This window comes from Streptomyces sp. NPDC058231 (genome assembly GCF_042882275.1).
In the GTDB taxonomy this organism is placed as follows: domain Bacteria; phylum Actinomycetota; class Actinomycetes; order Streptomycetales; family Streptomycetaceae; genus Streptomyces.
Genome location: NZ_JBHVWN010000113.1, coordinates 1 through 15,019 on the forward strand (window position 1 = coordinate 1; position 15,019 = coordinate 15,019).

Annotated in this window: 14 protein-coding genes and 1 riboswitch; of the genes, 3 read left to right on the forward strand and 11 right to left on the reverse strand. The window is 69.1% G+C overall.

Features of this window, described 5'->3' with window-relative positions:
• Positions 1 to 148 precede the first annotated feature (148 nt).
• Positions 149 to 673: a hypothetical protein gene (locus ACFVXE_RS37335; protein ID WP_389678076.1), complete on the forward strand. Its 525-nt coding sequence runs from the start codon at positions 149 to 151 to the stop codon at positions 671 to 673.
• Positions 674 to 1,043: 370 nt separating this feature from the next.
• The gene (locus tag ACFVXE_RS37340; RefSeq protein WP_389678078.1) at positions 1,044 to 1,250 is read left to right on the forward strand and encodes a DUF5999 family protein; all 207 of its coding nucleotides are present in this window, start codon (positions 1,044 to 1,046) and stop codon (positions 1,248 to 1,250) included.
• A gap of 85 nt (positions 1,251 to 1,335) precedes the next feature.
• On the opposite strand, the gene gcvP is transcribed toward ACFVXE_RS37340, so the two are convergent.
• Entirely contained in the window at positions 1,336 to 4,221 is a 2,886-nt protein-coding gene (gcvP, locus tag ACFVXE_RS37345) for an aminomethyl-transferring glycine dehydrogenase (RefSeq protein ID WP_389678079.1), read from the reverse strand.
• Positions 4,222 to 4,412: 191 nt separating this feature from the next.
• A riboswitch (glycine riboswitch) is annotated at positions 4,413 to 4,510 on the reverse strand.
• Between the two features lie 113 nt (positions 4,511 to 4,623).
• Between gcvP and ACFVXE_RS37350 the strand changes: the two genes are divergently transcribed.
• Positions 4,624 to 4,992, forward strand: a complete 369-nt coding sequence (locus ACFVXE_RS37350; protein ID WP_389678081.1) for a PRC-barrel domain-containing protein — start codon at positions 4,624 to 4,626, stop codon at positions 4,990 to 4,992.
• Here the strand turns inward: ACFVXE_RS37350 and ACFVXE_RS37355 are convergent.
• The 10 genes from ACFVXE_RS37355 to ACFVXE_RS37400 form a co-directional block, all read right to left on the reverse strand.
• Positions 4,917 to 6,368 (reverse strand): DNA polymerase IV, encoded by a 1,452-nt coding sequence (locus tag ACFVXE_RS37355; RefSeq protein ID WP_389678083.1) that lies wholly within the window; start codon positions 6,366 to 6,368, stop codon positions 4,917 to 4,919. The two genes, ACFVXE_RS37350 and ACFVXE_RS37355, sit on opposite strands and share 76 nt — an antisense overlap.
• Before the next feature lie 57 nt (positions 6,369 to 6,425).
• Complete coding sequence (locus tag ACFVXE_RS37360; protein WP_389678084.1) at positions 6,426 to 7,049, reverse strand: MerR family transcriptional regulator; 624 nt, start codon at positions 7,047 to 7,049, stop codon at positions 6,426 to 6,428.
• Between the two features lie 168 nt (positions 7,050 to 7,217).
• A complete protein-coding gene (locus tag ACFVXE_RS37365) occupies positions 7,218 to 7,691 on the reverse strand; it encodes a bifunctional nuclease family protein (protein WP_030921587.1) in 474 nt (157 codons plus the stop codon).
• A 53-nt stretch (positions 7,692 to 7,744) separates the two neighbouring features.
• Positions 7,745 to 8,488, reverse strand: coding sequence for a MerR family transcriptional regulator (locus ACFVXE_RS37370; RefSeq protein WP_389678086.1), 744 nt, complete (start codon positions 8,486 to 8,488; stop codon positions 7,745 to 7,747).
• A 17-nt stretch (positions 8,489 to 8,505) separates the two neighbouring features.
• Entirely contained in the window at positions 8,506 to 9,318 is an 813-nt protein-coding gene (locus ACFVXE_RS37375; protein WP_389678095.1) for an FHA domain-containing protein, read from the reverse strand.
• Between the two features lie 148 nt (positions 9,319 to 9,466).
• Positions 9,467 to 10,258 (reverse strand): DUF881 domain-containing protein, encoded by a 792-nt coding sequence (locus ACFVXE_RS37380; RefSeq protein WP_389678088.1) that lies wholly within the window; start codon positions 10,256 to 10,258, stop codon positions 9,467 to 9,469.
• Positions 10,259 to 10,263: 5 nt separating this feature from the next.
• Positions 10,264 to 10,596 carry a small basic family protein gene (locus ACFVXE_RS37385; protein WP_003970459.1) on the reverse strand — a complete coding sequence of 111 codons (333 nt, stop codon included), beginning with the start codon at positions 10,594 to 10,596 and terminating at the stop codon, positions 10,264 to 10,266.
• Positions 10,593 to 11,513, reverse strand: coding sequence for a DUF881 domain-containing protein (locus ACFVXE_RS37390; RefSeq protein WP_389678090.1), 921 nt, complete (start codon positions 11,511 to 11,513; stop codon positions 10,593 to 10,595). Before ACFVXE_RS37390 ends, ACFVXE_RS37385 begins: the two co-directional genes overlap by 4 nt.
• A gap of 98 nt (positions 11,514 to 11,611) precedes the next feature.
• A complete protein-coding gene (locus tag ACFVXE_RS37395) occupies positions 11,612 to 14,107 on the reverse strand; it encodes a sugar phosphate nucleotidyltransferase (protein WP_389678092.1) in 2,496 nt (831 codons plus the stop codon).
• A 113-nt stretch (positions 14,108 to 14,220) separates the two neighbouring features.
• The gene (locus ACFVXE_RS37400) at positions 14,221 to 14,829 is read right to left on the reverse strand and encodes a CDP-alcohol phosphatidyltransferase family protein (protein ID WP_389678093.1); all 609 of its coding nucleotides are present in this window, start codon (positions 14,827 to 14,829) and stop codon (positions 14,221 to 14,223) included.
• Between the last annotated feature and the right edge of the window lie 190 nt (positions 14,830 to 15,019).

Here is a 15,019-nt window from a genome sequence, read left to right on the forward strand (position 1 = left end):
CTCGCCGCAGCCAGCCCGCCGCCGCCCGGGCGCGAGCACATCACCGCACTGGCCAGCGCCCCCCCCCTCCCACCCGCACCAACCCCACCCCCCGGGCCGGGCCCCGCACCTGCGGGCGCCCGGCCCCTTCCATGCCCGGAGGAACACCGTGCCCGACACCGACCAGCCGCAGCAGCCCGCCGCCACCGCATCCCGCCTGATCAACACCCGGGTCTGCATCGACAACATGCTCGGCCCCTACGACGCCAAGCTGAACCCCAACAACCGTTGGAACGGCTGGCTCTTCCCGAACTTCACCCTCGACACCGTCCGCAAGATCGCCGCCCGCACGCAGGAAGCGGCCGACGAGTACGGCCACGACGTCACCGACACCATCTACGTCATCGACGGCGGCATCGACCGCGAGGGCGAGCCCCGCGCGGTCGTCCTGCACGTCAGCTGGCAGTGGTTCGACGAGGGCTCCCAGACGGCCGCCTCGATCATCCAGCCCAACGACGACGGCCTGTACAGCATCGGCGGCGGAGCGTGGACCTGGCACTTCGCGACCTGGTCGTGCACCTGCGGTGGCGAAGAGGAATGGCACGTGACCCACTGCGAATGCGGCCTGCCCCGCCCCGAGGACCCCGCCGACGACGAGGCCGCCCCCGCCACCACGCCCCCCACCAACGCCTGACCCCACCTCACCCACTGGGCCGGGCGGCCCCCCCCGCCGGGGGCCCCCCCCCCCCCCCGGGCGGGGGGGCCCGCCCCCACAACACTGCAGGTCACGGGCGCAATCGGAGACGGAACCGCGGGGCGCGCACGCACCCCGTCCGGACTAGTCCGGTCCGGCCCCCCTGAACCACCCGAAGGGACAGTGCAGTTGTGTTGAACCGTCCGGCCGGGTGATGCGTCATGGGAGTAGGAGATGCGCTGCCGCGAAATCCCTGCGGATCGACTCCCGTAGGGCAACACTGGGACAGGACCGACTGATACGGGGGGCGGCCATGAACACCTCATCAAGCCGCAGGACACTCACTACGACGCAGCGAAAGAACCCATCCATGTGCCAGCACCAGCCACCCTGCCCGACCGCCGACTCAGCCGACCGGGAAGCGGCCCGCCTCATGGCGCACCACCCGGAACAGGGCTGGAGCCTGCTGTGCAACGGCGTCCTGCTCTTCGAGGACACCGGTGAGCTGCTCCCGGACGGGCAGATCATCGCCCCGCACCGGCCGCTCGACACCGGCCGGATCATCAAGGCCGCCTGACCGCGGACCGTACGAACGGGGGCCGGCCCGGAGAGGATCTCCGCACCGGCCCCGACGCATGTCCGCGTCACTGCGCCCGGATGGGTCAGTTGTCGTACTCGTCCAACGGCGGGCACGAGCAGACGAGGTTGCGGTCGCCGAACGCGCCGTCGATCCGGCGGACCGGCGGCCAGTACTTGTCGGCGGCCGAGACTCCGGCCGGGAAGACGGCCACCTCACGGCTGTACGCGTGGTTCCACTCCCCGCCGAGCATGGCGGCGGTGTGCGGGGCGTTGGTCAGCGGGTTGTCGTCCGCGGTCCACTCCCCGGAGGCAACCTTCTCGACCTCTTCGCGGATGGCGATCATCGTGTCGCAGAACCGGTCGAGCTCCGCGAGGTTCTCGCTCTCGGTCGGCTCGATCATCAGCGTGCCGGCCACGGGGAACGACATGGTCGGCGAGTGGAAACCGTAGTCGATCAGACGCTTGGCGATGTCGTCGACGCTGACCCCGGTCGCCTTGGAGATCGGGCGCAGGTCCACGATGCACTCGTGCGCGACCAGACCGGCCGGGCCGGTGTACAGGATCGGGTAGTGCGGTTCCAGACGCTTGGCGATGTAGTTGGCGGCGAGCACGGCGACCTGCGTCGCGTGCTTCAGACCCTCCCCACCCATCAGGCGTACGTACGACCACGAAATCGGGAGGATGCCGGCCGAGCCCCACGGGGCGGCCGAGATCGGTCCCACGCCCGTCTCGGGGCCCGCGGCGGGCTGCAGCGGGTGGTTGGGGAGGTACGGCGCCAGGTGTGCGCGCACGCCGACCGGACCGACGCCGGGGCCACCGCCGCCGTGCGGGATGCAGAAGGTCTTGTGCAGGTTCAGGTGCGAGACGTCGCCGCCGAACCGGCCCGGCTTGGCGAGGCCGACCAGTGCGTTGAGGTTGGCGCCGTCGACGTACACCTGGCCGCCCGCGTCGTGCACCTCGGCACAGATGTCGGCGACGTGCTCCTCGAACACACCGTGCGTAGACGGGTACGTGATCATGAGCACCGCCAGCTCGTCGCGGTGCTTCTCGATCTTGGCGCGGAGGTCCTCGACGTCGACCTCGCCGTCGTCGGCGGTCTTCACCACGACGACCTTCATGCCGGCCATCACGGCGCTCGCGGCGTTGGTGCCGTGCGCCGAGGACGGGATGAGGCAGATGGTCCGCTGGTCGTCGCCGTTGGCGCGGTGGTACGCGCGCACGGCCAGCAGACCCGCGAACTCGCCCTGGGAGCCCGCGTTGGGCTGGAGGGAGACCGCGTCGTAACCGGTGACCTCGGCGAGGCGCTCCTCCAGCTCACGGATGAGCGTGAGGAAGCCCTCCGCCTGCTCGGCCGGCGCGAACGGGTGCAGCGCGCCGAACTCGGGCCAGGTGATCGACTCCATCTCGGTGGTCGCGTTCAGCTTCATGGTGCAGGAGCCGAGCGGGATCATGCCGCGGTCCAGCGCGTAGTCACGGTCGGCGAGCTTGCGCAGGTAGCGCAGCATCGCGGTCTCGGAGCGGTGCTGGTGGAAGACCGGGTGGGTGAGGATCGCGTCCGTGCGCAGCAGGGACTCGGGCAGCGCGTCGGCGGCCGCGGCGTCGAGTGCCTCGATGTCGCCCTCGGCGCCGAAGGCGGCCCAGACGGCGGCGAGCTGGGTACGGGTGGTGGTCTCGTCGCAGGCGAGGGAGACCCGGTCGGCGTCGACCAGGTGCAGGTTGACCCCGCGGTCACGGGCGCCGGCCACCACATCCGCGGCCCTGCCGGGGACGCGCACGGTGAGCGTGTCGAAGTAGGCGCCGGTCTCGACGTCGATCCCGGCGGCCCGCAGGCCCTCGGCCAGGATCGAGGCGTAACGGTGCGTACGCTGCGCGATCGTCCGCAGTCCGTCCGGACCGTGGTAGACGGCGTACATCCCCGCCATGACGGCGAGCAGCACCTGCGCGGTGCAGATGTTGCTGGTGGCCTTCTCCCGGCGGATGTGCTGCTCACGGGTCTGCAGGGCGAGGCGGTACGCCTTGTTGCCGTCCACGTCGACGGAGACACCGACGAGGCGGCCCGGCAGGCTGCGGGCGAACTTCTCGCGCACGGCCATGAAGCCGGCGTGCGGTCCGCCGAAGCCCATCGGAACACCGAAGCGCTGCGTGGTACCGACCGCGATGTCCGCGCCGAGGTCGCCGGGCGAGGTGAGCAGGGTCAGGGCCAGCAGGTCGGCGGCGACGGTGACGACGGCGCCGAGCTCGTGGGCCTGCTCGATGACGGGCCGGATGTCGCGTACGGCGCCGGAGGCGCCCGGGTACTGCAGGAGCAGGCCGAAGACACCGCGCTCGGCGATCTCGGCCGGGATGCCCTCGGTGAGGTCGGCGACGACGACCTCGACACCGGTCGGCTCGGCGCGCGTCTCGATCACGGCAATGGTCTGCGGCAGGGTGTCGGCGTCGACCAGGAAGACACCGTTCTTGACCTTCCCGACGCGCCGCGCGAGCGCCATGGCCTCGGCGGCCGCGGTGCCCTCGTCGAGCAGCGAGGCGCCGGAGGTGGGCAGCCCGGTCAGCTCGGCGACCATCGTCTGGAAGTTGAGGAGCGCCTCCAGGCGGCCCTGCGAGATCTCCGGCTGGTAGGGCGTGTACGCCGTGTACCAGGCGGGGTTCTCCATGACGTTGCGCAGGATCACCGGAGGGGTGAACGTGCCGTAGTAACCCAGCCCGATCATCGGGGCGAGCACCTGGTTGCGGTCGGCGAGGTCGCGCAGCTCGGCCAGGACCTCGGCCTCGGTGCGGGCAGCCGGCAGCTGCAGCGCCTCCGTGCTCTTGATCACATCCGGCACCGCGGCCGCGGTGAGGTCGTCCAGCGAGCCGTAACCGACGTGGGCGAGCATCTTCGCCTGCGCCTCGGCATCGGGCCCGATGTGGCGCTCTTCGAACGGGATGCCCTGCTCCAGCTGAGAGAGCGGAGTGCGACGGGGGGTCATGGTGGAGGCCTCCTGGTCTGACACGACCTGCGAGGGGCACCGCGGCGCGGGTGCCCGGACGGCCTCCCCCTCTGTCATCTCAACCTGAGAGCTTCACCGGTCCGCGCTGGGCGTCCCGGCTTTCACCGTCGGTGAGGGAGATCCGCCACGGCACATGCCCGCGATGAACCCGCCCTGCTTTCCAGAGTGACCTCGTCCGTGCGGTACGGGGGCCTGAGAGATTCCGGGGAGGATTTGCTCCTTCGGCGCCTGCCGGATGATCTCCGGAAGACTCTCCCGCACGGGGTCAGCAGCCAAGACCAGCCTACCAGCGGGGTTTGCCCGGGCGTCCTCGAGTGGCCGATAGCCCGGATCTGCACTTTTGTAGTGCCTGTGGAGTAGCCCGCGACCAATGGAGGGACCGTGCAGACCGACATCGATCCGCGCAACCTGATAGGCCGCAAGGCGTTCGACCGCAAGGGCACCAAGATCGGCACTGTGGACGAGGTGTACCTCGACGACGCGACCGGCGTGCCCGAGTGGGCAGCCGTACGGACCGGACTGTTCAGCAGGGACGCCTTCGTCCCGCTGGAGCCCAGTGAATTCGTCGACGACGCGCTGCGGATCCCGTTCGACCGCGCACTGATCAAGGACGCGCCCGACTTCGGCGTGGGCCGTCATCTCTCGCCGGAACAGGAACTTCAGCTCTACCGGCACTACGGTCTGGACTCGCCGCCCGACGATCCGGGACCCGACCGCGACTTCGGCAGGCTGGCCGGCCAGGACGAGTAGTCGGCCGGATCGCTCACCAGCGGCAGCGGATCGGCCGGCCGCAGCGCCGGATCGTCGATGCGGAACGTCCGCACCCGACCGGGCGGCGTCCCTGGTTCCTCGAACCGTACGGTCACCCGGCCGACCCCGCTGCCCTGCACCCAGCCGTGGCCGTACTCGGCATGCCGTACGTCGTGTCCGGCCGGCCAGCGCCGGGCCGCGAGCTGCTCGGCGCTCTCCCGCTCCGACGCGCGTTCCGGCTCGTCCTCGTGATCACCTGCGCCCGGTTGCTCACCGGCCGGTTCCCCGGGGGCGGCCCTTTCGCCGGCCGCCTGGGCGAAGAGGTCCTCCTGGGTGTAGTCGGCGAGGCCCGTGACGCCCACGCCGAGGAGTCGCACCCCTCCGGTGGTGTCCACGCCCTCCAGGAGCCGCGCGGCGGCCTCCCTGACCACCGTGGGGTCGTCCGTGGGCCCCCGCAGCGTCTCGGACCTCGTGAGGGTCGAGAAGTCGTACCTGCGGACCTTCAGCACCACGGTCCGCCCTGAGCGCTCCGCGGCCCGCAGCCGCCGGACGCACCGGTCGGCCAGCCGCTCGACCTCCGTCCTGACCCGGACCCGGTCGTGCAGATCCGTGTCGAAGGTGTCCTCGACCGATACCGACTTCGCGTCGCGCTCGGCGACCACGGGGCGGTTGTCGTGGCCGAGGGCCATCCGGTGCAGCGCCACGCCGTGCGCCTTTCCCAGCAGCCGTACGAGCTCCGCCTCGCCCGCTGTGGCCAGGTCGTCGACCGTGGTCATCCCGGCCCGCCGCAGGTGATCCCCGGTGGCGGGGCCGACGCCGGGGAGGATCCGCACGGACTTCGGGGCGAGCAGTGCCCGCTCCGTGCCAGGCTCGATGACCATGAGCCCGTCCGGCTTCGCCTCCTCCGAGGCGATCTTGGCCAGCATCTTGGAGCCGGCCAGGCCGACCGATCCGGTGAGCCCGGTGACCGCTCTGATGGCGTCGCGCAGCTGCTCGCCGACGGCCCGGGCCGAGGCCGTGTCGTCGGCCGTCCCGCCGGCCTCCAGATCGACGAACGCCTCGTCCAGGCTGAGCGGCTCCACCAGGGGGGAAAGCTGCCCCAGCAGCCCCATCACCTGGTCGCTCACCGTCCGGTAGAGGGTGAATCGGGGCACCAGATAGGCGGCATTGGGCGCCAGCCGGCGGGCCTGCGCGGTCGGCATGGCCGAGTGCACCCCGAAGCGCCGGGCCTCGTACGAAGCGGTGGCCACGACCCCGCGCGGCCCCAGACCGCCCACCACCACCGGCTTGCCGCGCAGGCTCGGCTTCGCCGCCTGCTCCGCGGAGGCGTAGAAGGCATCCATGTCCAGATGCAGGATGGTGGGCGCGGCTCTCACATCAACCGATGCTGCCCTACGGCACTGACAACGGCCGCGCCCCCGCTCCGCACCGGGTCAGACCGCGCGGTTGCGCCGCCGTGCCAGCTCGTCGGTGGGGTTGTTGCCGACCAGCGTCTCGCCGGTGTCCACCCGCTCACCGTGCAGCTGCGACAGGGCCGCGTCGACGTCCCGCCACACCACGCCGACGGCGATGCCGAAGACCCCCTGGCCCCCCTGGAGCAGATCCACGACGTCGTCCGGCGAGGAGCACTCGTAGACGGTCGCCCCGTCGCTCATGAGCGTCATCCGCTCCAGGTCCTGGAATCCGCGGGCCCTCAGGTGCTGGACCGTGGTGCGGATGTTCTGCAGGGCCACGCCCGTGTCCAGGAAGCGCTTCACGATCTTCAGCAGGACGACGTCCCTGAAGCTGTAGAGGCGCTGTGTGCCCGATCCGTAGGCCGGGCGCACACTCGGTTCGACGAGCCCCGTACGCGCCCAGTAGTCGAGCTGCCGATAGGTGATCCCCGCCGCCGCGCACGCCGTAGGCCCCCGATAGCCGATGTCGTCGGCCGCTGCCTCGTCGTCCCCGTCCCCCGCCACCGCCGCCGGTTGAACCGGTTGCCTGATGGTGTGGTCGGCTGTACTCCCGTGCTGCCGGTACGGCCCACCCGCTGCCGTACCGTCGCCGCTGCTTCTCACGCCGACCTCCGTCCTTGACCTGCCATCTCGAAGGTAGGCAGTCACCCGGGGTGCGTCAACGATCGCCACACTCGGCACGCCGAGTGATAATCACCCTGAGAGTGGTTTCACGTGTCCCGTTCCCGGGAAAGGCTTGTCGGATGCGCTGACGGCGGCCCCGCAGGACGGTCACTGACTGTTGGTACCGAAATCCTCCGGCGAGATCTGGTCGAGGAACTCGCGGAACTTCTCGACCTCGTCCTCCTGCTCATCGGGGATGGCGATCCCCGCGTCGTCGAGCACCCCGTCACTGCCGTAGATCGGCGTGCCGGTGCGCAGGGCGAGCGCTATGGCGTCGGACGGCCGCGCGCTCACCTCGACACCGCCGGCGAAGACCAGCTCCGCGTAGAAGACCCCTTCTCTGAGGTCCGTGATGCGGACCTCGGTGAGCTCCTGGCCCAGGGCCTCGAGCACATCCTTGAAGAGATCATGGGTCAGTGGCCTGGCCGGAGCCATGCCCTGCTGGGCGAAGGCGATAGCAGTCGCCTCACCAGGACCGATCCAAATGGGGAGGTACCGGTCGCCTCCCACTTCACGCAGGAGCACGATCGGTTGGTTGGAGGGCATTTCCACCCGGACACCCACAACGTCGAGCTCGTTCACACAGCAACCCTAGGACGTGCTCGGCAGGTTTGGGTAGTCGGGCTCCCCCGAGATCAGTGCAACCGGATCTGCAGAGCTGTCTGCACCAGGGCGGAATGAAGCCGTACGGAGAGCTCCGCCAGCTCCTTCGCGGTGGCCTCCGCATGGGCTCTGGTCTGCGGATTCCGGTGCCGTCGCAGGGGTGCGACCACCTGCTCGATCAGTCCGGCCTCGCGATCCGCGGCCCCGCGCATGGCACGCAGATGCCGCGGTTCCAGACCGAATCGACCCAGATCCGCCACAAGTTTGGCGATGGTGACCGTCTCGGCGTCATAGCCGCCCTGCGCCGTCTGAGCTACGAGGCCGTAGGACTCCCACTCGTCGAGCTCACTCTCGGTGACCTCGGCGGCCGCCAGGAGCTCCGCGCGCCCGATCCGGGCCGCGGTCGCCCGGCCGGATTCAGCCGGCCAGGAACCCTCGGGCAGGTCCCTCGGTCCGCCCGCGGCCGGCAGGGACACCTGCTCGCCGCGGGCGAGGGCGTCCAGGTGCTCGCGGATGACCTTGAGCGGGAGGTAGTGGTCCCGCTGCATCCGCAGCACCTGCGCCAGCCGCTCGACGTCGTCGGGGCGGAACTTGCGGTAGCCGGAGGGGGTCCGCTGCGGTTCGACGAGCCCTTCGGCCTCCAGGAAGCGAATCTTGGAGATGGTGACTTCGGGAAACTCGTCCTGCAGCTGCAGGAGCACCGCACCGATGCTCATGGCCCGGTCGTCGGCGGTGGCGGTGCCGTGACCGGCACCGCCCGTCGGTGTTCTCAGCATGGACCTTCCCTGACGGGTCAGATGCCCCGCTGGCTCGCGTAGAAGACCAGCCGGTACTTCCCGATCTGCACTTCGTCGCCGTTGGACAGTGCGACGGAGTCGATGCGCTCACGATTGACGTACGTACCGTTGAGGCTGCCGACATCTCCGACCGTGAAGCTCCCGTCGGGGCTCCGTCGGAACTCCACGTGCCGACGCGACACCGTCACGTCGTCGAGGAAGATGTCGCTCTGCGGGTGACGGCCGGCCGTCGTCAGCTCGCTGTCCAGCAGGAAGCGGCTGCCGGAGTTCGGACCGCGGCGCACCACGAGGAGCGCCGAGCCGAGCGGCAGGGCGTCGACCGCTGCCTGCGCCTCCGGTGAGAGGGAGGGCACGGACGTCTGGCCCGTCGCCTCCGCCTCGTAGGCCTCCAGACCGGAGATGGAGATGGTGGACGTCGTCTCCGAAGCACGCTCGGGGACTCCGCCCCTCAGCGGCGCACCGCAGTTGGAGCAGAAACGACTGGCCTCGGCGTTGCGATGACCGCACCTCGTGCACACCGGCATGGCCCCGGACCCTCCACCCGTACTTGAGGTTGATGGTTCCCCGAAACCTATGCGGCCCGCACCTGCAGGGTCAACAGACGACGCGCCGGTTCCACCCGAAATGTCACCGCCCGGACCTGCCACCTCGTCGCGGAAGAGCGGGCGCTCCGTGCCCTGCTCATCGGCCTGACCATGGCGCGGTGCGCGATGGCGGGCAGCCTCATCGCGAGCGCTCTTGCCGAACAACTTCCCAAACAACTTCACGGGCGATTCCCCTTGACCGAAACAGACCCGCCCGTGGGGCAGGACGAACCCTGAATGAACACACCTGCCGACCCGGACATCTTCACAACGTCCGTATCCACACGACAGTTTCCACCACGCGCCACCATTACGATGCGGCGACCCCCCGCAACCTCATGCTCGTGTCCTCCGAGCCCCGTGCCCGGCCGCCTCACTGGGACGACGACCGAGCGTAGTCAGGCCGCTCCGCCGGTCGCAAGGCGTCCACGACGATGTCGTCCGCCTGTGCCACATGCACGGTGGCCTGCTCCTTCTCCAGTGTCTGCACGACCCCGCCGGGGATGTTCAGCGCCGGTTCGAGGTCCTGCGGCTTGCCGATCACCTTGAAGGCGTACGGCGCGGAGATGGACCGGCCGTCGACCTTGATGGCGCCGCCGTCACCGGAGAAGTACGTGTTGGCCACCACCCTCACCCCGTTGACCTCGATCGCCTCCGCCCCGGCCGCACGCAGCTCCTGGAGGGCGTCCAGCAGCATGTCCGGCTGCACCGCGTCCCCCGGGTCGTCGACCGTGAGCGTGATCCCGGGCCCGTGGGCCGCCACGGTGCCCGCGAGGATACCGAGCTGCCGCTCCTTCTCCACTGTCTGCTTCCGTGCCTCCTCGGCCTGGTCCGAACTGTTCTCCAGCTCCGTACGCTGATCGCCCAGACGCTGCTTCTCATCCTCAAGACGCTGTGTACGGTCGTCGAGTTCATCGAGGATGCGCACCAGATCCTCCTGGCGGGCGCCGCGCAGCGCGCTGTTGTCGCTGTTCGACCGCACCTGGATCGCCAGTCCAAGTCCCAGACCGAACAGCAGCAGCGCCACGATGAGTTGGGCCCGCGTGATCCGCGGCGGCCACAGGCCCGCGATCAGCTGCTGACGGCCGGTGAGCCGCCTCTGCTCCGTGTCGGCCTGCGGCTTGCCGGTGCGGTCCTCGCCCTGGGGAAGTTCTTCGTTGCTCATCGGCCTCAGGCCCGGAAGACGTGCCGGCGGATCGCCGCGGCGTTGGAGAAGATCCGGATACCGAGGACGACCACCACGCCGGTGGAGAGCTGGGCTCCGACGCCCAGCTTGTCGCCCAGGAACACGATCAGGGCGGCCACGACGACGTTCGAGAGGAACGACACCACGAAGACCTTGTCGACGAAGATTCCGTCGAGCATGGCCCGCAGGCCTCCGAAGACCGCGTCGAGAGCTGCCACGACGGCGATCGGGAGATAGGGCTCGACCACCGCCGGTACCTCGGGCCGGACCAACAGTCCGACCACGACTCCCACGACGAGGCCCAGTACGGCGATCACGATGTGCCCTTCCCTGTGTCTGCCGCACCACTGCCGGTGTCTGCGGCCTTCGGCTCTGCTGTTCGTACGATCAGGCTCGGCGCAGCGGGGAGACGGACCTGTTCCTGGACGGACATGTTCGTCCGGATCTCGAAGGTGTCCTTCAGCGCCTGCAGGTACTGGCCGTCGGCACTGTCTTCGAATGCGGTGCTGAGCCGCTTCCCGTTCCCCACCGCAAGCACCGTGTACGGCGGCACGAGCGGTCTGTTGTCGACCAGTATGGCGTCGCCCGCCGCGCGGATCGCCGACAGGGCGGTCAGCCGCTGCCCGTTGATGGCGATCGCCTCCGCGCCGGACTGCCAGAGGCCGTTGACGACCCGCTGCATGTCCCGGTCGCGCACCCGTCCCGTATCGGCGAAACCGGTGGTCTCCCGCGGTCCGCCGCCGCCCTGGTCGGTGTTCTTGGCGTCGTCCACGACGAGTTTCACGCCGGGACCCTTCACCGCTGTCGCCCCGGAGAGCAGCGCCACCAGCTGGCCCTGGTCCCCGCCATGCTTCTCCAGCGCCTTGCGCTGCCGTTCGCTCACGTCGTCACGGGCCCTGTCGACCTCGGACTCGAGCTTGTCGGCAGCCGAAGTCTCCGCGTCGATACGGTCGATGAGCTCCTCGCGCTCCTTGGCGAGGACCGGCGCCGATACGCGGGCCTCCGCGGCCCCGAGGGTGACGACGACGGCGGCCAGCACCAGGCCCGCGGCGAGAGCCAGCTTCGCCTTCAGCGTGCGGGGCATGCCCGCACTCCCGTCGGCCCTGCGCCGGGCCGTGGCCTCCGCATATCCCTCGTCCAGGCTGTGGTCCATCACATTGGTCAGCAGCGACATGGACGCGTCGGGGCGCGCGGGTGGTGAGGCGGTACTCCGATCGGGGGGCTGCTGCGACATGCCGCACATCGTCGCACGCCGCAGCAGCTACCGCCGAATGGCCCCTCCCGCAACCCCGACGGTGCCCCACGACTCCACACGGGGCACCGTCGGCAGGGTCACTGACCTGCGCTCTCCACGATCGCCGACCACTCGTCGAGCAGCGCCTGTGCCGAGGCGTCGTCGGGACCCTCCGCCCACAAATGGGTGACGGCCTCGGCCCGGTCCGGCAGGACCATCACCCAGCGGCCGTCCGCCTCCACGACGCGGACTCCGTCGGTGGTGTCGACGTCGCGGTCCCCGGCGGCTTCCACCACCCGGCGCATGACGAGCCCCTTGACGGCCCAGGGCGTGGCCAGATCGCGGCGCAGCACGTGCGCGAGAGGAATCCGCGCATCGATCTGGCTGAGCGTGAGCTGTGTCCGTGCGACGAGCCCGAGAAGCCGTACGAAGGCGGCCGAGCCGTCGAAGACGCTGCTGAACTCGGGCACGATGAAGCCGCCGAGCCCGTCTCCGCCGAAGATTGCGCCTTCCTCACGCCCCACGCGCGTCAGGTCGTCAGGCGACGTCGTCGTCCACTCCACCTGGGTGCCGTGGTACGCGGCGACCTGCTCCGCCACTCTCGTCGTCGTCACGGGCAGCGCCACCCGTCCGCTGCGCCGCTCCGCGGCGACCAGGTCGAGCATGACCAGCAGAGCCCGGTCGTCCTCGACGATCCGGCCCCGCTCGTCGACCAGCGAGAGCCGTTCCCCCACCGGGTCGAAGCGCACGCCGAAGGCCGCCCGCGCCGAGGACACGATCTCCCCGAGCCGCACCAGCCCGGAGCGCCGCGTCTCGGCGGACTCGGTGGGACGTGACTCGTCGAGCCCCGGGTTGATCGTCAGTGCGTCCACGCCGAGCCGGCCGAGCAGGCTGGGCAGAACGAGCCCCGCGCTGCCGTTGGAGGCGTCGACGACCACTTTGAGGCCTGCTGCGGCGATACCGGTCGTGTCCACATTGCGCAGCAGCGAACCGGTGTAGGAGTCGAAGACGCTCGACGGGAAGTGCAGATCGCCGATCTCTCCCGGGAAGGCCCTTCGGTACTCCTGACGGGCGTAGACGCGGTCGAGCTTGCGCTGCCGTGCCTGGGAGAGGTCCGCTCCGCGCTCGTCGAAGAACATGATGTCCACCGAGTCCGGCACCCCGGGCGATGTACGGATCATGATGCCGCCGGCGCTGCCTCGGGCCGTCTGCTGTCGTGCGACGGGCAGCGGTACGTTCTCCAGGTCCCGTACGTCGATGGCGCTGGCCTGCAGCGCGGAGATGACAGCTCTCTTCAGCGCACGCGCGCCGCGGGAGTGGTCACGGGCCGTGGTGACGGTCGACCCCTTCTTGAGCGTGGTCGCGTACGCACCGGCGAGCCGGACGGCAAGCTCCGGCGTGATCTCCACGTTCAGGATTCCCGAGACCCCTCGGGCGCCGAAGAGGTGAGCCTGCCCCCGCGACTCCCAGATCACCGAGGTGTTGACGAAGGCGCCGGCCTCGATGGTCTTGAACGGATACACCCGGACATTGCCCTGGATGATCGATTCCTCACCGACCAGGCACTCGTCGCCGATGACCGCGCCGTCCTCGATGCGGGCCGCCCGCATGATGTCGGTGTTCTTGCCGATGACGCATCCGCGCAGATTGCAGTGCTGTCCGATGTATACGTTGTCGTGGATGACGGCCTTGTGCAGGAACGCCCCGGTCTTGACGACGACGTTGGACCCGACGACGGTGTGCTCTCGAATTTCGACGCCGGCTTCGATCTTCGCGTAGTCCCCGATGTACACGGGGCCCCTCAGTACCGCGTCGGGGTGGACTTCGGCGCCCTCCGCGACCCAGACTCCGGGTGAGATCTCGAAGCCGTCGATCTCCACGTCGACCTTGCGTTCCAGTACGTCGGCCTGGGCCTTCACATAGCTCTCGTGCGTGCCCACGTCCTCCCAGTAGCCCTCGGCGACATACCCGTAGATGGGCTTGCCTTCCTTCATGAGCTGCGGGAAGACATCACCGGACCAGTCCACCGAGACGTCGGCCTCGACGTAGTCGAAGACCTCGGGCTCCATGACGTAGATGCCGGTATTGACGGTGTCCGAGAAGACCTGCCCCCAGGTGGGCTTCTCCAGGAAGCGTTCGACCTGACCCGCCTCGTCGACAATCGTGATTCCGAATTCGAGAGGATTCGGAACCCGGGTGAGGCACACCGTGACGAGTCCGCCTTTTTCCTTGTGGAAGGCGATCAGATCGGTGAGGTCGAAGTCGGTGAGGGCATCGCCCGAGATGACGAGGAAGGTGTCGTCCTTGAGGGCTTCCTCGGCGTTTTTCACGCTGCCGGCGGTGCCGAGGGGTTTCTCCTCGTTGGCATAGGTGAGCTCCATTCCGAGCTCTTCGCCGTCGCCGAAATAGTTCTTGACCAGAGAGGCGAGAAACTGGACGGTTACGACGGTCTCGTTGAGCCCATGCCGTTTGAGCAGCCGTAGCACATGCTCCATGATCGGCCGGTTGGCGACGGGCAGAAGCGGCTTGGGCATGCTTGAGGTCATGGGGCGAAGGCGAGTGCCTTCACCACCAGCCATCACGACGGCCTTCATGTCGGAAACGTCCTCCTTGAAGAGACGACGGTCTAGCCGACTTCGCCCGTCGAGGCAACATCTCAGAGATCAGCGGCGGGCCGGCCACACTGCGCGGCACCGCATCAACGAGCTCAATCGGCTACTGCATCCGCCTTGACGAGTCGGCGGACCTGGACCACGTAGAGGATTCCTGCCCACCAATAGAGCGTTGTACCCCATCCTGCGAACGCCCATCCGAAAACGGCGGCCAGCGATCCAAGCCAACCACTTGCGTCGCTGAGCAGCAACAAGGGGAACGCGTACATCAAGTTGAACGTGGCCGCCTTCCCCAGGAAGTTCACCTGCGGCGGCGGATAACCGTGGCGGCGGAGGATTCCCACCATCACGAGGAGCATCAGCTCACGGGCCAGGAGTGCCGCGGTGAGCCAGAGCGGAAGGATCTCCCGCCAGGTCAGTCCGACGAGGGTCGAAAGGATGTAGAGGCGGTCGGCGGCCGGGTCCAGGAGTCGCCCGAGGCTACTGATCTGGTTCCACCGGCGGGCGAGTTTGCCGTCGAGATAGTCGCTGACTCCGCTGAACATCAGCACGAGCAGGGCCCAACCGTCGCTCTTGGGCCCGCCGAACTCGGGGCGAAGAATCAACCACAGGAAGAGCGGTACCCCGACAAGGCGAGCCATGCTGAGGATGTTGGGGATGGTGAGGACCCGGTCCGTCTGAACCCGAGTCTCCTGGACCTCCACCCGGGAGCCTCCTGTGAAGAACGTGCCAATGATGCCCCCTGACCTTACCCTCAGCCATCGCCGGCACGTACACGGGGGTGCACCGGAAGACGTCAGAACGCAGAAAAGCCCCGCACCAGAGGTGCGGGGCTTTCCCGGAATAATTGTTCGGCGGCGTCCTACTCTCCCACAGGGTCCCCCCTGCAGTACC